Annotated in this window: 15 protein-coding genes; 6 read left to right on the top strand and 9 right to left on the bottom strand. The window is 72.4% G+C overall.

The window, feature by feature from the left end:
* Positions 1-11: 11 nt before the first annotated feature.
* Genes L1857_RS14645 through fae form a run of 4 tightly spaced genes read right to left on the bottom strand, consistent with a single transcriptional unit; the run spans position 12 to position 4,109 of the window.
* Positions 12-923 (bottom strand): NAD(P)-dependent oxidoreductase, encoded by a 912-nt coding sequence (locus L1857_RS14645; RefSeq protein WP_116109504.1) that lies wholly within the window; start codon positions 921-923, stop codon positions 12-14.
* Between the two features lie 23 nt (positions 924-946).
* On the bottom strand, positions 947-2,461 hold the full coding sequence (locus L1857_RS14650) for an aldehyde dehydrogenase (RefSeq protein ID WP_249465337.1): 1,515 nt from the start codon (positions 2,459-2,461) through the stop codon (positions 947-949).
* Positions 2,446-3,558, bottom strand: a complete 1,113-nt coding sequence (locus tag L1857_RS14655) for a mandelate racemase/muconate lactonizing enzyme family protein (RefSeq protein ID WP_094005052.1) — start codon at positions 3,556-3,558, stop codon at positions 2,446-2,448. The genes L1857_RS14650 and L1857_RS14655 overlap by 16 nt, the downstream gene beginning before the upstream one ends.
* The gene (fae, locus tag L1857_RS14660) at positions 3,555-4,109 is read right to left on the bottom strand and encodes a formaldehyde-activating enzyme (protein WP_094005051.1); all 555 of its coding nucleotides are present in this window, start codon (positions 4,107-4,109) and stop codon (positions 3,555-3,557) included. The genes L1857_RS14655 and fae overlap by 4 nt, the downstream gene beginning before the upstream one ends.
* Before the next feature lie 154 nt (positions 4,110-4,263).
* Here fae and L1857_RS14665 point away from each other — a divergent pair, with 154 nt between their 5' ends.
* The 3 genes from L1857_RS14665 (at position 4,264) to L1857_RS14675 (ending at position 8,058) form a co-directional block, all read left to right on the top strand.
* On the top strand, positions 4,264-5,094 hold the full coding sequence (locus L1857_RS14665; protein ID WP_094005050.1) for an IclR family transcriptional regulator: 831 nt from the start codon (positions 4,264-4,266) through the stop codon (positions 5,092-5,094).
* Between the two features lie 110 nt (positions 5,095-5,204).
* The gene (locus L1857_RS14670) at positions 5,205-6,671 is read left to right on the top strand and encodes an NAD-dependent succinate-semialdehyde dehydrogenase (RefSeq protein ID WP_094005049.1); all 1,467 of its coding nucleotides are present in this window, start codon (positions 5,205-5,207) and stop codon (positions 6,669-6,671) included.
* Positions 6,672-6,711: 40 nt separating this feature from the next.
* Positions 6,712-8,058, top strand: a complete 1,347-nt coding sequence (locus L1857_RS14675; RefSeq protein WP_249465340.1) for an MFS transporter — start codon at positions 6,712-6,714, stop codon at positions 8,056-8,058.
* Between the two features lie 495 nt (positions 8,059-8,553).
* Here L1857_RS14675 and L1857_RS14680 read toward each other — a convergent pair whose 3' ends face one another.
* Positions 8,554-8,880 carry an ArsR/SmtB family transcription factor gene (locus L1857_RS14680; protein WP_094005048.1) on the bottom strand — a complete coding sequence of 109 codons (327 nt, stop codon included), beginning with the start codon at positions 8,878-8,880 and terminating at the stop codon, positions 8,554-8,556.
* Between the two features lie 104 nt (positions 8,881-8,984).
* Between L1857_RS14680 and L1857_RS14685 the strand changes: the two genes are divergently transcribed.
* Positions 8,985-10,421 carry an MFS transporter gene (locus L1857_RS14685; RefSeq protein ID WP_249465343.1) on the top strand — a complete coding sequence of 479 codons (1,437 nt, stop codon included), beginning with the start codon at positions 8,985-8,987 and terminating at the stop codon, positions 10,419-10,421.
* A 48-nt stretch (positions 10,422-10,469) separates the two neighbouring features.
* Here L1857_RS14685 and L1857_RS14690 read toward each other — a convergent pair whose 3' ends face one another.
* The 3 genes from L1857_RS14690 to L1857_RS14700 are packed head-to-tail and all read right to left on the bottom strand — an operon-like array spanning position 10,470 to position 14,655.
* On the bottom strand, positions 10,470-11,330 hold the full coding sequence (locus L1857_RS14690; RefSeq protein ID WP_094005047.1) for a polysaccharide deacetylase family protein: 861 nt from the start codon (positions 11,328-11,330) through the stop codon (positions 10,470-10,472).
* A 51-nt stretch (positions 11,331-11,381) separates the two neighbouring features.
* Positions 11,382-13,478 (bottom strand): acetate--CoA ligase family protein, encoded by a 2,097-nt coding sequence (locus L1857_RS14695; RefSeq protein ID WP_249465346.1) that lies wholly within the window; start codon positions 13,476-13,478, stop codon positions 11,382-11,384.
* 4 nt (positions 13,479-13,482) lie between these two features.
* Entirely contained in the window at positions 13,483-14,655 is a 1,173-nt protein-coding gene (locus tag L1857_RS14700; protein ID WP_094005045.1) for an acyl-CoA dehydrogenase family protein, read from the bottom strand.
* A 148-nt stretch (positions 14,656-14,803) separates the two neighbouring features.
* On the opposite strand from L1857_RS14700, the gene L1857_RS14705 reads away from it, so the two are divergent.
* Positions 14,804-15,412 carry a TetR/AcrR family transcriptional regulator gene (locus L1857_RS14705; RefSeq protein WP_094005044.1) on the top strand — a complete coding sequence of 203 codons (609 nt, stop codon included), beginning with the start codon at positions 14,804-14,806 and terminating at the stop codon, positions 15,410-15,412.
* A gap of 129 nt (positions 15,413-15,541) precedes the next feature.
* Positions 15,542-17,017: an MFS transporter gene (locus tag L1857_RS14710; protein WP_205413400.1), complete on the top strand. Its 1,476-nt coding sequence runs from the start codon at positions 15,542-15,544 to the stop codon at positions 17,015-17,017.
* A 25-nt stretch (positions 17,018-17,042) separates the two neighbouring features.
* On the opposite strand, the gene L1857_RS14715 is transcribed toward L1857_RS14710, so the two are convergent.
* The gene (locus L1857_RS14715) at positions 17,043-17,216 is read right to left on the bottom strand and encodes a hypothetical protein (RefSeq protein ID WP_158224418.1); all 174 of its coding nucleotides are present in this window, start codon (positions 17,214-17,216) and stop codon (positions 17,043-17,045) included.
* Positions 17,217-17,263 lie beyond the last annotated feature (47 nt).

Raw genomic sequence — 17,263 nt, forward strand, 5'->3', positions numbered from 1 at the left:
GCGCCCGGCGGTCACAGCGCACCCGCCGGAGCCAGGCGGAACGGACGGCCGGCCAGCCCCTCGTACAGCCGCACCGGGCTCATCTCGCCGGCCAGGTCGCCGAACTGCGCCTTGGCCCGCCGGTAGATCTGCTCGACGAGCGCGGACACCTCGGTGGACACGCCCAGCTCGCGGCCGAGGTCGACGGCGAGGCCGAGATCCTTGCAGGCCAGCGCCATCGCGAACGAGTCGTCGTAGTCGCCATCGGCCAGCACCGACTCGATGTCGCGTTCGAGGAAGTTCGACGCGGCCGGGCTGGCCAGCAGCGAGGCGCGCAGCACGCCGAGGTCCACACCGGCCTTCACGCCCATCGCCAGCACCTCCGAGGTGGCCACGACGTGGCAGAACCACAGCAGGTTGATCATGAGCTTGGCGGTGTAGCCGGATCCGGCTGCGCCGATGTGCAGGATCCGGCCGGGGTCGCCCATCGCGGTGAACAGCGGCATGGCGCGCTGGAACTGGGTGGCGTCCCCGCCCACGAAGATCTGCAGGGTGCCCGCTTCCGCGCCGCGCGCCATCCCGCTGACCGGCGCGTCCAGCCGGTGCACGTCGCGGGAGTCGAGCACCTCCTGCGCGACGCGCTCGGCGGCCGCCGGGGTGGAGGTGGACATGTCGACCCACAGCGCGCCCGGGTCGAGCGCCGCGGCCGCGCCGCCCCGCAACAGGACGTCCTCGACGATGCGCGGGGTGGGCAGCATGGTGATCAGGACCTCGGCCCCCGCCGCGCACTCGGCGGGGCTGCCGGCCCAGGTCGCGCCCAGGGCCAGGTGCTCGGCCGCCGCCTCGGGGCGGGCGTCGTGCACGGTGACCTGGTGACCGGCGTGGATCAGGTGGCGGGCCATGTGCCTGCCCATGTTGCCCAGTCCGATGAATCCGATTCTCATGGTTGTCCTCGCAATCCGACCCGTCAGGACAGGTCGATCCAGGTGGTCTTGAGCGCGGAGTAGGCCTCCAGCGCGTGCAGGGACTTGTCCCGGCCCGCCCCGGTCGCCTTGAAGCCGCCGAAGGGGGTGATCACGTCGCTGGCGTCGAAGGTGTTGATCCAGACCGTGCCCGCCCGCAGGTGCCGCGCCACGCGGTGCGCGGTGGTCACGTCCCGGGTCCACACCGAGGCGACCAGGCCGAAGTCGGAGTCGTTCGCCAGCCGCGCGCCCTCCTCGGCGTCCCCGTCGAAGGTGATCACCGACAGCACCGGGCCGAACACCTCCTCGCGGGCGATGGTCATGTCGTTCGACACACCGTCCACAATGGTCGGCTCCAGGAAGGTGCCGCCCGTCCCGGTGCGGATCCGCTGCCCGCCGAGCACCGTCGCGGCGCCCTCGGCCCGTGCGATGTCCAGGTAGCCGAGGACGCGCCGCAGCTGGGTCTCGTCCACGATCGGGCCCATCACGGTGGCCGGATCCAGCGGATCGCCCACCCGGAACGTCTCCCGCGTGATCTTGACGATCTCCTCCAGCAGCCGGTCCTTCACCGCGCGGTGCACGATGAGACGGGACCCGGCGTTGCAGGTCTGGCCCGCGTTGTAGAAGATGCCCCACGCCACGGCGGACGCGGCGGCCGGGATGTCGGCGTCCGGCAGCACCAGCTGCGGCGACTTGCCGCCCGCTTCGACGGCGACCTGCTTGCCGTTGGACTCCCCGGCGTACACCTGGAAGCGCCGCGCGACCTCGGCCGAACCGGTGAAGGCGATCTTGTCCACGTCCGGGTGCCTGCCGAGCGCCTGGCCGGCGACTTCACCCCGTCCCGGCACGACGTTGAGCACCCCGGCGGGCAGGCCGGCCTCGTGCCCGAGCCGCGCCAGCAGCAGGGCGGCCAGCGACGTCTGCTCGGCCGGTTTGAGCACCACCGAGTTCCCGGTGGCCAGCGCGGGCCCGAGTTTCCAGGACGCGATCAGCAGGGCGTAGTTCCACGGCACGACCGCGCCGATCACGCCCAGCGGCTCCCGGGTGATGAAGGCCAGGGCGTCGCCGGGCGCGGGGGCGACCTCGCCGTAGGTCTTGTCGATCGTCTCGGCGTACCAGGCGATGGTCTCCGCGGTCTTGGCCACGTCCACCCGCAGCGCCTCGGTCACCGGCTTGCCCATTTCGAGCGTGTCGAGCAGGGCGAGCTCGTCGGCGTGCGCGGTGATGGCGTCCGCCCAGCGCAGCATGATCCGCTTGCGCTCCTTGGGCGGCAGGCCCCGCCACCGGGCGTCGTCGAAGGCGGCCCGCGCCGCGCGCACCGCGCGGTCGATGTCCGCCGCGCCCCCGGCCTGAACTTCGGTGAGCACCCTGCCGTCGCGCGGGGAGGTGGTGGCGAACACCTCGCCGGAGAGCGCGCCGGTGAAGGCGCCGTCGATGAACGGCCGGGTCTCGAAGGTGATCCGCTCGGCGGCGGCCAGCCACGCCGCGTGGTCCCGCTGCACCGTCATCGGATCCGCCACCGCCGCACCGCGTCCTCGTCGAGTTCGACGCCGAGGCCCGGCGCCTGCGGGACCTCCAGCTCACCGGCGGCGTTGATCATCACCGGTTCGGTGAGCATGAAGTCGCGCCGCTCCGGCGTCCAGCCCGGCGGGTCGAACGGGAACTCGAAGTACGGGCCGCCCCCGACCCCGGCGGCGACGTGCAGGTTCGCCAGCACGCCGATGCCGTTGGTCCAGCTGTGCGGCGTGAACTGCCGGTGCTTGAGCTGCGCCACCTCGGCGAGGGTCCGGGCGCGGTGCATGCCCACGGCCAGCACGACGTCCATCTGGTACACGTCCAGCACGTCGTGTTCCAGGTACCGCAGCAGTTCCGGGACCGAGTGGTGCATCTCGCCCGCGGCGATCCGCACGCCCGGGTTGTCCGCCCGCAGCACCCGGAAGCCCTCCAGATCGGCGTAGGGCAACGGTTCCTCGACCCAGAACACGTCCAGCTCGGCCAGCCTGCGCACGATCCGGCGGGTCTTCACCAGGTCCGAGGCGTCCGCGGTGTCCCCGGCCATGCGCCAGGACTGGTTGAGGTCGACCATGATCTCGAAGTCCGGGCCGAGCGCGGTGCGCACCGCCTCCACCGCGGCGATGCCGTCGGCCACCCGGTCCCGGTCGATGCGGATCTTGACCGCCCGGAAGCCGGCCGCACGCGCCTGGAGCGCGGTCTCCACCCGGTCCGCCGGGGATTTGAGTTCGGCGCTGGAGGCGTAGGCGGGCAGGGACCGGGCCGCGTTGCCGAACAGCGCGGCGACCGGCAGGCCCGCCGTCTTGCCGATGATGTCCCAGAGCGCGACCTCCAGCGGCCAGTAGTGGCCGCCGTGGAAGTTGGCGGTCTCGATCGCCTTGACGTGCCGCACGATGTCGAGCGGATCGGCACCCAGGAACAGGTCCCGGAACGCCTCGAACCCGTCCATGGTGTCGCCCGAGCCGATCCCGGTGATCCCCTCGTCGGTGTGCACCCGGACGATCGTGGCGTCGAAGTGCCGCCGCGGCTCGGGATCCCACGCGGCGCGCAGCGGCGGGTCCAGCTCCAGCCGCAGCCGGTCGAGCGTGATGTCGGTGATCTTCATCGGGCGGCCTCCGGCGCGGACTCGGCGAGCACGGCGGCACCCGGCTCGTAGAACGGGTTGGCCGCGCCGGCCCGCGCCGCCGCCTGGACCTCGTCGACGGTCGGCGTGCCCGCCACGGCGGCGCGGATCGCGCCGAACGCGGCCGCCCGCTGGTTGCGGAAGGACTCGTCGAGGTCGGCCACGCCGGGGTTGACCCAGACCGCGGCGATGATCAGCAGGTCGTCCGCCTCGGCGGCCGGGATCAGCCCGTGCTCGACCGCGTCGGCGACGCCGTGGGCCAGCCCGGCCTGGGCCGAGCCCCAGGTGGCCCGCTCGTGCAGGTCGCCGGAGGCGGCCGCCTTGGTGACGAACAACGTCAGCGGCTTGACCGGCACGCTGGGCCGCAGCACGGTCACGAACGGCACGTGCCCGGCGCTCGGGGTGGCCAGCGCGGTCGCCCAGGCGGTTTCCACGGGCCCGCCCTTGCGCCCCACCACGATGTTGGTGTGCGCGGCGTTGACCCCCGTGCCGACGAACGACTCGCCGGCCAGCGCTGCAGGCGCGAAAGTCATGGAAGCTCCAGAAGTGGCGGATGGTGTTGACGCAGCCGAACGGTAAGGAGCCGGGGGAGGGGCGGCAAGGAGTTCCGGGCGATCGCAACGTCGGTTGCGCTGGCGGCAACTCCAGGCGTGACCAGCGCCGTTACCCCTGGTTTACGCTACGGCGGTGAGTTCGGACGGGCAGGGCGCCGGCGCGCGCAACCAGGGCCACGGCCTGCGCCGGGACATCGACCTGCTGGAGGCGCTGGCGTCGGAGGAGGCCCAGCACGCCGGCGGCCTCGGCGTGGTCCGGCTGGCGCAGCTGGTCGGCCGGGAGAAGAGCCAGGTGTCGCGTGCGCTGAAGGCGCTCGCCGGGGAGGGCATCGTCGAGCGCGACCCGGACACCCTGGAGTACCGGCTGGGCTGGCGGTTGTTCTCCCTGGTGGCGCGCACGGTCGAGGACCGGCTGCTGCGGGCCGCGGAACCGGTCATGCGCTCGCTGTCCGGCGAGCTGGAGGAGACCGTCCACCTGTGCGTGCTGCGCGACAACCAGGTGCTCACCCTACTGTCGGTGTCCGGGCACTCCTTCCGCGTGCAGGGCTGGGAAGGCCGGGGCGTGCCCGCGCCCTGCACGTCCGCGGGCCGGGTCCTCCTGCAGGACGCCGCACCGGACGACCTGTACGTCCGGTTCGGACTGCGCGCCGATCTCGGGGCCGGCTGCCCGCGATCGGAGGTGCGCACGCTGCCCGACCTGTGGTCGCGGATCCAGCGGGGCAAACGCGACGGCTACGCCGCCGTCCGCGAGGAGTTCGAACCCGATCTCGTCGGGGTTTCCGCGCCGGTGCGCGACTTCCGCGGGCGCGTGGTCGCCGCGCTGAACGTCTCCGCGCCCAAGGACCGGTTCGGCGCGCGGCTGGACGACGCCGGCCGGGTCACGGCACGGGCCGCCGGGGCGGTCTCGGAACAGCTGGGCTGGCGGATGCGCGCCGTCCCGCCCGCGTCCCGGCGCTTCACCTGAGGCGGTTGTCCTCACCGCAACTCAGGTTGCGAAACACCGGGTTCTCTTGCCGCGCAACACGTGCGGCTCATACGTTGCCTCGCGCCAGGTCAGGGTGTGAGGAGAACAGAATGGACATCGACGCGATCGCGAAGGCCGCGGCGGGGGAGGGCGACCTGTTCGTCGGCGGGCGCTGGCTGCCCGCCGCCGACGGCCGGACCTTCCCGGTCTTCGACCCGGCCACCACCGAGCCGATCCGCGAGGTGTCCGCGGCCTCCGCCGAGGACGCCCGGGCGGCGCTCGATGTGGCGCAGGACGGGTTCGAGCAGTGGCGGGCGGTCGCGCCACGGCGCCGGTCCGAGGTGCTGCACGCCGCCTTCGCCGCGATGCACGAGCACGCGCCGGCCCTGGCCCGGCTGATCACCCTGGAGAACGGCAAGGCCTACCGCGACGCGCTCGCCGAGGTCTCCTACGCCGCGGAGTTCTTCCGCTGGTTCGCCGAGGAGGCCGTCCGCATCGGGTCCGGCTTCGCCGACGCGCCCGGCGGCGGCTACCGGCACGTGGTGCGCAAACAACCGGTCGGGGTCGCGGCGTTCGTCACCCCGTGGAACTTCCCGGCCGCGATGGCCACCCGCAAGATCGCGCCCGCCCTGGCCGCCGGCTGCGCGGTGGTGCTCAAGCCCGCGCCGGAGACGCCGCTGACCGCGCTGGCGATCGCCGGGCTGCTCGCCGAAGCCGGGCTGCCCGCCGGGGTGTGCACCGTGCTGCCCACCGACCGGGCCGCCGAGGTGGGCGGTGTCTGGCTGGGCGACGAGCGGGTGCGGAAGTTCTCCTTCACCGGATCCACCGCCACCGGCCGGGTCCTGCTCCGGCAGGCGGCGGACAACATCGTGAACGTGACCATGGAACTCGGCGGGAACGCCCCGTTCATCGTCTGCGCCGACGCCGATGTGGACGCCGCCGTGCGTGGCGCGATGGACGCCAAGATGCGCGGTGGTGGGGAGGTCTGCATCGCCGCCAACCGGTTCTACGTGCACGCCGGCGTCGCCGACGAGTTCACCGCCAAGCTCGGCGCGGCGATGGCCGCGGTCCCGATCGGACCCGGGTTCGGCGAGGGGGTCGGCCTCGGGCCGATGATCAACCAGGCCGCGGTGGACAAGATCGCCGGTCTGGTCGCCGACGCCGTCGCCCGCGGCGCCACGATCGCCGCCCAGGGGCCCCGGCCCGAGGGACCCGGCTGGTTCCACCCCGCGACCGTGCTGGCCGGGGTGCCGGACGACGCGGAGATCATGCACACCGAGGTGTTCGGCCCGGTCGCGCCGATCACCACCTTCACCGAGGAGGCCGATCTGCTCGCGCGCGCCAACGATTCCGTGCACGGTCTCGCGGCCTACGTTTACTCCGGCGACCTGGGCCGTGCCCTGCGCCTCGCCGACCGCCTGGAGACCGGGATGGCCGGCATCAACCGCGGCCTGATCTCCGACCCGGCCGCGCCGTTCGGCGGCGTGAAGCAGTCCGGGCTCGGCCGCGAGGGCGGCCGCGAAGGGATCGACGCCTTCCTGGAGACCAAGTACCTGGCCGTGGACTGGCCGGCCTAGCCCCGCGTTTCCCCATTCCCCTACGAGAACAGGACGGATCATGGCAGCGTTGCCCGATACCGACACCGGCGGCTCCGCCACCGACGAGCGCGGCCGCCGCCGGCTGCGCACCAAGCTGATGCTCGCCACCCAGGTGGGGCAGGGCATCGACGGCTACATCCTCGGCGGCATCGGCGCCGCGATGCCCGCGATCGTCGCCGACATGCGCATGTCGGACTGGACGGCCGGGCTGATCGGCGCGTCGGCGCTGGTCGGCATCTTCGTCGGCGGGCCGCTGTTCGGCTGGTTCGCCGACCGCTTCGGCAGGCGGATCGTGTTCCTCACCGACATGATGATCTTCCTGGTCGGGTCGATCGCTCAGTTCTTCGTGGACAACGCGTGGCAGCTGTTCGTCATCCGGCTGGTGATGGGCATCGCGATCGGCGGCGAGTACGCCATCGGCGCGCCGCTGCTGTCGGAGTACGCGCCCCGGCACAACCGCGGGCGGCTGCTGGCCAGTCTCGAGGTCAGCTGGTACGTCGGGTTCATGCTGGCGTTCGCGGTGGGCTACGCACTGTCCGATGTGGACGACGGATGGCGCTGGACGCTGGGCAGCAGCACGCTGATCGCGCTGGTGTGCGTGGCGCTGCGCGGCGGCATCCCGGAATCGGCCCGGTGGCTGCTCAGCAAGGGCAGGCGCGCCGAGGCCGAGGAGCTCATCCGCCGCTACGGCATGGACGTCGACGTGGACACCGAGCTGGCCGACGGCGAGCGGCGGAACAGCCTGCGCCTGCTGTTCACCCGCCGCCACCTGCGCAGCACCGTGTTCGCCAGCACGTTCTGGGCGGCGCTCGTGCTGCCGTACTTCGCCATCGGCACGTTCTCCCCGCAGGTGCTGGAGGCCCTCGGACTCGGCGACGCGCTCGCCGGTTCGCTGGCCAGCAACGCGCTCGCGGTGCTCGGGGTGGCCGCGGGCTGCCTGCTCGTCGAGCGCATCGGCCGCCGCAGGCTCTTGATCCCGCCGTTCTGGATCACCGCGGCGGCGCTGGCGCTGATCGGGTTCTGGCCCACCGCGCCGATCGCCGTGGTCGTCGCGTGCTTCCTCGTGTTCGCCTTCCTCAACGCGGCCTCCAGCGCGCTGACCGCGGTCTACCCGCTGGAGGTGTTCCCGACCGCGATCCGCACGACCGGGGTCGGGTTCGCGACGGCGATGAGCCGGGTCGGGGCCGCGATCGGCACCTTCCTGCTCCCGGTGACGCTCACCCACCTCGGCGTCGGACCGACGATGCTGATCGGGGCGGGCGTGCTCGCCGCGGGCGGGCTGCTGTCGCACTTCCTCGCCCCGGAGACCGCCGGACTGGAACTGAGCCACGCCGCACGAGCGGCGACCGAGGGGAGCAACCGGTAGCTCCCGCTTGCGCACGGCCCCGTCCCACGCCGGGACGGGGCCGCTTGCGTTGGCGGAGCGCCGAAACCCAGAGGCGCGGTGCCAGACGTAGGGGTGTCCGGCAAAGCTTTCATCCAGATGGTGACGTCGTGGATGGGGATGGCTGCGTCGTAGACCGCGGCGGGAGTAGGTGTTCGATGGCGTCGCGGTAGATGGGTCGCCGTGCGTCGCGGGAACCGCGGCGGTTCCGGTGTCCTGCTCGGTCGGCCGGCTCGGGGATGACCGCCCGGATTCCCGCCGGCGTACGTGTGCGGATCGCGCCGCCGGCACATCCCGCCAGACGATTCCGCACCGAAACCGGCGATGATGCCCGAGACCGTCGCCCGCGTATCCGGAAACGGCCGGCCAGGCTCGCCCGTGGGCACCGGCAGCACGTCAACGCCGCCACGGCACACTCGGCGGCCACCCACCAGCCGACTGCCACCAACCTGATGGCCAAGTACACCTAGCGCCGGCTCAGGAACTCGCCTCGTCGGTGCGGGCGCCGGCCAGGATGGCGTCCAGCAGGCCCGGGTAGCGCGCGTCCAGGTCGTCGCGGCGCAGGGTCAGCAGGTTCTCCCGGCCCGACGGCTCCTGGATGATCACGCCGCTGTCGCGCAGCACCCGCCAGTGGTGGGTCATCGTCGACTTGGCCGGGATGCCCAGCTCGGTCAGCACGCTGGTGCAGTTGTGCTCGCCGCCGCCGGCCAGCACACGGACGGCGGCCAGCCGCACCGGATGGCCCAGCGCCGACAGCACGCCGTCGATGCGGATCTGCTCACGCTCCGGATGACGGTACCTCACGGTACTACCGTACACGGAAAGTCGAACTATCACCTTGCGCTACGGTTCGACTGTACGTAATTATTCGTACAGTCGTACTCTGCTCTTGGAAGGTGTTCTCTCGCATGTCCGCTGTTCCCCGACAGCCCGCCGCCCGGCGGACGGGCTGGATCCTGGTCCTGCTGGCGCTCGCGCAGCTGATCTACGCCCTGGACCTCAACATCGTGTTCGTCGCCCTCCCCGAGATCGGCGCGGACCTGGGCTTCCCCGGTCAGACCCAGCAGCTGGTGGTCAGCGCCTACGTCGTGTTCGCCGGCGGGTTCCTGCTCTTCGGCGGCCGGGCCGCCGACCTGCTGGGCCGCCGCCGGGTGTTCGTGTTCGCCCTGGCCCTCTACGCGATCTCGTCGCTGGCCGGTGGCCTCGCGCCGAACCCGGCCACGATCATCATCGCTCGTGCGGTGCAGGGGATCGGTGGCGCACTGCTGCTGCCGTCGACCCTGTCGCTGATCAACACGTTGTTCCCGGAGGGACCGCAGCGCAACCGCGCGCTGGCCGTCTGGGGCGGCGCGGGCGCCAGCGGCCTGACCATCGGGGCGCTGCTCGGCGGTGTGCTCACCGAGAACTTCGGGTGGCCCGCCGTCTTCTACGTCAACGTCCCGCTGGCCGGCCTCGTGGCGCTGGCCGCGCTGGCGGTGATCCCGCGCGACCCGGCGGGCGGGCCGCGGCGCCGCTTCGACCTGCCCGGTTCGCTGACCGTCACCGGCGGCGCGACGCTGCTCGTGTTCGCCCTCGTCCAGGGCCCCGAGCAGGGCTGGGGCAGCTCGCTGGTGATCGGCGCGTTCGCGCTGGCCGCCGTGCTGCTGGTGGCGTTCGCGGTGATCGAAGCACGCAGCGCCGACCCGCTCATGCCGTTCCGGCTGTTCGGCAACCGCAGCCTGACCACGGGCATGATCGTCACGTTCATCTACATGGCCACGTTCGGCGTGCTGCCCTACTTCCTGACCGTGCTCATGCAGAGCGTGCACGGCTACAGCGCCCTGCAGACCGGACTCGCGTTCCTGGTGCCCTCGCTGGCGATCGCGACCGGGACCCAGCTCGGCGAGCGGCTGACCACGCGCATCGGCCTGCGCACCACGCTGATCCTCGGCTTCGTGGTCGGCGTCGTGGGCACCGCGGCCATGGCGATCGGGTTCGACGCCGGCGCCGGCTACGGCGTGCTGGTGCCCGGGCTCATCGTCTCCGGCGTCGGCCAGGGTGTGGTGTGGACCGCGATGTGGATCGCCGCCGCCACCGGCACCGCCGCCCACGAGCAGGGTGTCGCCAACGGCATCGCCTCCACGGCGCTGAACATCGGCAACGCGATCGGGCTGGCGGTGTTCACCGCGCTCGCCGACATCGGCACCGAAGGGAAGACGGGCGAGGCGCTGCGCACGGCCACCGCGGACGGCGAATTCCTCGTCGTGCTGCTGACCGCCGCCGGCATGGTCCTCGGGTTGCTGGTCAGCCTCGCCCTGCGGCGCACCCGTGCCGCGGCTCCCGCGGAACCGGTCGCCGCGGCGTGACCGGACCGGGCAGGGCGAGCCCGTCGCCCTGCCCGGTTTCCCGGCGGTTCAGGAACTCGTCCGCGCGTAGTGCCCGGCGATCTCGTCGCTGGTGGTGAGCCAGACGTCGTCGTGGCTCGCGATGTAGGCCAGCGCCTCGTCCAGGTAGCGGGCGCGGAACGGCTGGCCGATGACGAACGGGTGCAGCGGCAGCGCCATGACCCGGCCGCTGGTGGCGGAGTCGGCGTAGAGCTGGTCGAACTGGTCCTTGATGATCTGGAGCACCTCGGGGCCGGTGAACCCCTGGGTGATGAACATCAGCAGGTCGTTGACCTCCAGCGTGTACGGCACGCTCAGCATGCCCGGCACGTTGAGCCGGTAGGGCTGGTCGTCGTTGGTCCAGTCCAGCACGTAGCTCAGGCCGAGTTCGGACAGCAGCCGCGGCGTGTGGAACGTTTCGGTGAGACCGGGGCCCATCCAGCCCTTCGGCCGCTGCCCGGTCGCCTTCTCGATCGTGGTGACCGCGTCGGTGAGGATCGCCCGCTCCTCGTCGATCTCGAGGTTGGCGTGCAGCCGCGAGTTGGTCTGCCCGTGCACGAGCCAGGCCCAGTCCCGGGCCCGGCCCGCCTCGACCACCTGCGGGTAGTGCTCGGCGACCTCGGAGTTGAGCAACGCCGACGCGCGGATGCCGTGCCGGTCCAGGATGTCGATGACCCGCCAGATCCCGACGCGCAGGCCGTAGTCGCGCCAGCCGTAGTTGAGCGCGTCGGGCACCAGCGTGTTCGTGGACGCCCAGATGCTGGTGGACGGCTTGTCGACGTGGAAGTGCTCGATGTTGAGACCGACGTAGAACGCGAGACGGGCCCCGTTCGGCCAGACGACGGGCTCGCGCTCGGTGATCGGCTGGTAGTCGAAGAGTTCCAGACTCATGCGGCCAGCGTGCAACGTTGACACCAGTGTGAAGGTCAAGCGCGACGCCGATCACGACCACGTGATCAGCGCGTCCAGCGCCTCCACCCGGGAACCGGTCACCAGCAGCGGGTTGACCTCCAGCGCGGTCAGCCGCGGGCCCAGCTCCACGGCCAGCTCCCCGATGCGCGCGATCACCTCCGACAGCCGCCCGAGGTCGGCCGGCTCCGCGCCGCGGGCGCCGGTCAGCAGGCCGTACCCGCGCAGCTCGGCCAGCGCCGCACGCACGTCGTCCGGGGTGACCGGCAGCAGCCGCAGCGCGGTGTCCCGCAGCGCCTCCACCCACACCCCGCCCAGGCCGATCGCCATGGCCGGGCCCCACGCCGGATCCCGCACCACCCCCACCAGCAGTTCCACCCCGCCCCGCCGCTGCGGCTGGACCAGGGTGGCCGCGTCCGGGTGGCCGCGGTCGCGCAGCGCGGCGAGCACCTCGCGGTGCGCCGCCCGCACCTCGTCCGGCCCGGTCAGCCCCAGCCGCACGCCCCCGATGTCGCTCTTGTGCCCGAGCCCGTCCGCCGCCGCCTTGAGCACCACCGGGTACCCGAACCGCTCGGCCGCGGCGACCGCTTCCGCCTCGCCCGCGGCCAGTTCCGCGGGCACGACCGGGATGCCGTGCCCGGCGAGCAGCCCCGCCGCCCGGTGCTCGGCCCAGACCTCACCCGGCCCGGCCGCCGGGGGTTCCACAACTGCCGCCGGCGCCACGTCACGCACTTGCCGCACCGCCTCCGACCACCGCACGACGTTGCCGATCGCGGTCATGCCGTGCTCGATGCCGCCCGCCACGTACGGGAAGCCGGTCTGGGCCTGCACGTGGCGGCCGAACTCGGTGATGTCGGTGAGCACGTTGCTGACCACGACGACCGGCACCCGGGACCGGCGGATCCGCTCCGCGGTCGCCCCCGCGATCTGCAACGTCACCGACGGATCGGCGGGCGCGACCCGGGGCAGGTCGTTGAGCAGCAGCACCGCGTCGATCCCCGGGTCCTCGGCCACCACCTCCAGCGCCCGGCCCAGCAGGGTCCGGTCCACCACCACGTACCCGGTGACGTCCAGCGGGTTCTGCACGGTCGCGAACCCGGGCACGATCCCGGTCAGCCGCGCCACCGTGTCCGGCGCGAACGCGGGCAGCTCCAGGCCCTCCTGCTCGGCCCGGTCCGCGATGATCTCCGACGCCCCGCCGGACGGCGTCACCACGCCGAGCCGCCGCCCGTCGATCCGGCCCACCGAAGCCAGCAGCCCGGCGGTGATGATCAGGTCCTCCAGCGAGTGCACGCGCAGGACCCCGAACCGGCGGAACGCGGCGTCGATCACCCGGTCGTCGCCGACCAGCGCGCCGGTGTGCGCCTGCGCGGTGTGCGAGGCCAGCGCGCTGGTGCCGATCTTCAGCGCGACCACGGGTTTCCCGGCGCGGGCGGCGCGCAGGCAGACCCGGGCGAACTCGGCCGGGTGCCGCACCGACTCCAGGAACAACGCGATCACCCTGGTGCCGGGATCGTCCACCAGGTACGACATCACGTCGGTCACCGAGACCATCGCCTCGTTGCCCATCGACGTGAGCAGGCTCAGCCCGACGTTGCGCGCCTGGGCGAAGCTCAGCACCGAACTGGCCAGCGCGCCGCTCTGCAACACGACGCCCACCGGGCCGGGCAGCAGCGGCGCGGGGATGGGCAGGCCGTAGGGCGTGGTCCGGCCCGCGGCGTTGATGTAGCCGTTGCCGTTGGGACCGAGGACGGTCAGCCCGTGCTCGACCGCGAACGCCACGATCTCGTCCTCGAGCCGTTTGCCCGCCGGCCCGGTCTCGCCGAACCCCGCGGTGAGCACGACGTAGTTGCGGATGCCGAGCCCGGCGCCCTCCCGCAGCACGGACAGCACCGCGGTCGTGGGCACCATGACGAACGCCAGGTCGACCGGCTCGCCGATGCCGGACAGGCTGCGGTGGGCCGTCTCGCCGTGCACCACCTCGGTGCGCGGGTTGACCAGGTACACCTTGCCCGCGAACTCGTGGTCCCGCAGGTTCTGGAAGGCCGACAGCGACCACCCGGACTTGTCGGTGGCGCCGACGAGCGCGATGGAGCTGGGCCGGAACAGCTCACGCAGCGATCGCGTCATCCGGTCACTCCCCGATCCCGCCGAGGCGCGCGTGCCCCTTCAGCAGGTTGCGGGCGATGGTGCGGCGCTGGATCTCGTCGGTGCCCTCGAAGATGCGCAGCAGCCGCAGCTCGCGGTACCACCGTTCGATCGGCAGTTCCTTGGTGTAGCCCATGCCGCCGTGGATCTGCAGCACCCGGTCGACCACCTGGTTGGCCATCAGCGCGCCGTGGAGCTTGGCGATCGAGGAGGCGTGGCGGGCGTCCAGGCCGGTCTCGACCCGCCAGGCCGCGTACAGCGTGAGCCACTTGGTGGATTCGATCTCCACCTGGGAGTCCGCGATCTGCCACTGGATGGCCTGGTAGTCGGCGATCGGGCGGCCCATCGAGTGCCGGATCCTGGCGTAGTCGATCGCCATCCGCAGCATCCGCTCGGCCGAGCCGATCGCGCGGGCCGGGATGAGGTAGCGGCCCTGGCCGATCCAGCGCATCGCCAGCTCGAAGCCGCGGCCGACCTCGCCGAGGACGTTCGCGGCCGGGACGCGGACGTCGTCGAACACCAGCGACGCCGGGCCCCACTGCCCCATGGTGGGGATCGGCTCGGACTTCCAGCCCATGTCGCGGTCGGCCAGGAAGCAGGTGACGCCGCCGTTCGCGCCCTTGTCCGGGTCGGTCACGGCGAACACCATCACGAAGTCGGCTTCGTTGCCGCCGGTGATGAACACCTTCTCGCCGTTGATCACCCAGTCGCCGCCGTCGCGCACGGCCCGGGTCCGGATGTTGCGGGCGTCGGACCCGGCGCCGGGTTCGGTGATCGCGAAGCAGGACCGGCGCTCGCCCTCGATCGTCGGGATGAGGTAGCGCTGCTTCTGCTCCTCGTTGGCGAAGTAGAGGATGTTGTCCGCGGTGCCGCCGAAGCTGAACGGGACGAACGTGCGCCCGGTCTCCATGGCGACGATCGCGGCCATCACCGCGCCGAGGTTCATCCCGCCGTACTCCTCGGGCGTGTTGACGCCCCAGAAACCGGCCTTGCGGGCCTTGGCCCGCAGCTCGGTCAGCACCCCGGGGTCCAGCCCGGGACGCCCGGCGCGCTCGTTGCGCAGGACCTCCGGTTCGAGCGGGACGACCTCGCGGTCGACGAATGTCCGTACGGTGTCGCGGATCTGGCGTTCCTCGGTGCTGAGCGAGAAGTCGACCATCGACGCGGTCCTCTCTGCGATGTCCGGCGGCAAATTTCTAGAACCGAACTCTAGGAATATGTTCAGACTGCGTGCCGGACGCGATGCGTGTCAAGACCGTCACCCGATCCTGTCCGGTAACCTGTTCGGCGACAGCGAGGAGGCGGGGATGGCGCGCAAGGCGAGCGGCAACGCCTGGCAGTGGAGCCGGACCGCGGAAACCCGGCGGGTGATGCTCCACGCCGCCCGCGAGGTCTTCTGCGAGCAGGGCTTCGCCGACGCGAGCATCGCCGAGGTGGTGCGCCGCGCCGACTCCAGCGTCGGCAGCCTCTACCACCACTTCGGCGGCAAGACCGAGCTGTTCCTCGCGCTGTGGGAGGACCACCAGTCCGCGCACGAGCACGCGGCGGCGGCCGCGGTGGCCAAGGCGCGCGCGAACGGCGAAGAGGATCCGCTGGAGCTGTTCATCGTGGGCGCCCGCGCCTTCCTCGAGGGCTCGTGGCAGCGCCGCGACCTGTCCCGGCTGTTCATGGACGGCGGCGGCCCGCCCGGGTTCGAGCTGATCCGCCGCACCCGCGGCCGGGAATGGGTCCGGCAGAACGCGGTGCTGCTCGGCGCGGGCACCAGCTCGGTCGACCGGCTCACCGTAGCGGTGCTGACCAGCATCATCGGCGAGGCCGGGCGCGAGATCGCGACGTCGTCGTCCAAGCGCGAGGCCAACCGGATCGCCGAGGCCGCCATCGTGCTCATCCGGCGGCTCAACCCGCTCGACGTCTGAGTCCGGAGTGGACATTCCGGATCCGCCGGGGTGAACCGCCCTGCCGATCAACCCGTTTGCCGGGTGACGCGGCCCGGGGCCGCTGCCTAGTCTCGAATGAGATTCTAGGATTACCTCGGGAGGCGACCCGTGTCCGAGCCGGCCGAACGGGAGCGGCTCCGCTACGCCTGGCGGGCGCTGTCCGTGGTGAGCATGGCGAGCATCGTGACCGCGCTGGGCAGCAGTTCCCTCAACGTGGCGCTGCCCGAGGTGGTGCGGCACTTCCACGCCGGGGCCGCGGCCGCGAGCTGGATGCTGCTGTCGTTCATGCTCGCCAACACCGTGCTGATGGTCGTGTTCGGACGGCTGGCCGACCTGTTCGGGCGCCGGACGCTGTACCTGTGCGGGCTGGCCACCTACACCGGGGCGAGCCTGCTGCTGGGGTTCTCGCCGGGCGCGTGGTGGCTCGTCGGGCTGCGGGTGGTGCAGGCCGCGGGCGGGGCGATGCTGCTGACCAACAGCGCCGCGATCCTCACCGACGCGTTCCCGCGCCGCCACCTCGGCCGCGGCATGGGCGTCTACATCGCGTCGTTCTCCGTCGCCCAGCTGATCGGCCCCACGCTGGGCGGGTTCCTCACCCACCGGTTCGGGTGGCAGTGGGTGTTCTGGTTCAACGTCCCGCTCGGCGTGGCCTGCCTGGCCTGGGGAGCGGTGACGCTGCGCCGCACCGGTGGCGCCGGCCAGGACCGGGGCCTCGACGTGCCCGGCAACCTGCTGGTGCTGGTGTCGCTGGGCGGGCTGCTGTTCGGGCTGTCGCAGGCCGGTGAGCGGGGCTGGGCGGACCCGGTCGTGCTGGCCGGGGTGGTGCTGTTCGCCGTGCTCCTGCCGGTGTTCGCGGTGGTGGAACGGCGCAGCCCGCACCCGGTGGTCGACGTCCGGCTGTTCGCCGATCGCGTGTTCGCCCTGGGCCTGCTCGCCTCGTTCCTCAACACGGTGGCGAGGATGGCGGTGGTGCTGCTGGTCGCGTTGTTCTACCAGGCCGTGCACGGCGAGGACCCGGTGTCGGCCGGGCTGAGGGTGCTGCCGTTGCCGGTGGCGGCGATGATCGCCTCGGCCTGCGCCGGGCCGCTGCACGCGCGGATGAGCGCGCGGGCCGCGGCCGCGCTGGGCACCGTGACCGGCACCGCGGGGCTGGCGGTGCTGCTGGCCGTCGTCTCCGCGGACGGCTCCTACGCGCCGGTCTGCGTCGCGCTGGTCCTCATCGGCGCGGGGTCCGGGATGTTCATGCCCGCCAACACCACCGCCCTGCTGGACGAACTCCCGCCGCACCGCGTCGGCATCGTCAACGCCATGCGGCTGATGGTGCAGAACACCGGCGTGGTGATGAGCACCGCGCTCGCGCTGTCCCTGGTGACCAGCCCGCTCCCGGCGGCGCTGCGGCCGTCGGTCTTCGCGGGCACGCTGTCCCGGCTCCACCCGGCGGAGGTCGGCCTGCTGGTCACCGGCTACCGGCTCGCGCTGGGCGTGATGACCGCGATCTCGGTGGTGGCGGTGCTGACCTCCGCCGGGGGCCGCCGCGCGGAACCAGCCGGCCGCGACCTCGCGCGACCGGCCGGTCTCGGCTGAGCTGGACGAGTAATGCGCAACTCTGTCAGCGTCGAAGGCGGTCAGGGCCAGTGGCGTTGGGGATGTGGACGGCGAGGCCCTTGTTTGGTGCGTGGTGGTCGAGTTCTCGGGAGACGTCGCCCTTGTCGGCGATGATCAGCGCGGGTGCGAGCGGCAGTAGCCGTACTTTGGCCCAGCCGCCCGGTTCCGGGCGCTTCACGGTGGGCAGGGTGCGTCCGCGCGCGACCGAGGCGGTCGATGATCCAG

Origin of the sequence: Amycolatopsis thermalba, assembly GCF_023376025.1 — a bacterium.
Taxonomy (GTDB): domain Bacteria; phylum Actinomycetota; class Actinomycetes; order Mycobacteriales; family Pseudonocardiaceae; genus Amycolatopsis_E; species Amycolatopsis_E thermalba.

Coding starts and splice junctions, on each gene's coding strand:
- L1857_RS14695 (WP_249465346.1), bottom strand. CDS start 13,478: ATGACGCGATCGCTGCGTGAGCTGTTCCGGCCCAGCTCCATCGCGCTC.
- L1857_RS14700 (WP_094005045.1), bottom strand. CDS start 14,655: ATGGTCGACTTCTCGCTCAGCACCGAGGAACGCCAGATCCGCGACACC.
- L1857_RS14690 (WP_094005047.1), bottom strand. CDS start 11,330: ATGAGTCTGGAACTCTTCGACTACCAGCCGATCACCGAGCGCGAGCCC.
- L1857_RS14645 (WP_116109504.1), bottom strand. CDS start 923: ATGAGAATCGGATTCATCGGACTGGGCAACATGGGCAGGCACATGGCC.
- fae (WP_094005051.1), bottom strand. CDS start 4,109: ATGACTTTCGCGCCTGCAGCGCTGGCCGGCGAGTCGTTCGTCGGCACG.
- L1857_RS14655 (WP_094005052.1), bottom strand. CDS start 3,558: ATGAAGATCACCGACATCACGCTCGACCGGCTGCGGCTGGAGCTGGAC.
- L1857_RS14705 (WP_094005044.1), top strand. CDS start 14,804: ATGGCGCGCAAGGCGAGCGGCAACGCCTGGCAGTGGAGCCGGACCGCG.
- L1857_RS14675 (WP_249465340.1), top strand. CDS start 6,712: ATGGCAGCGTTGCCCGATACCGACACCGGCGGCTCCGCCACCGACGAG.
- L1857_RS14685 (WP_249465343.1), top strand. CDS start 8,985: ATGTCCGCTGTTCCCCGACAGCCCGCCGCCCGGCGGACGGGCTGGATC.
- L1857_RS14670 (WP_094005049.1), top strand. CDS start 5,205: ATGGACATCGACGCGATCGCGAAGGCCGCGGCGGGGGAGGGCGACCTG.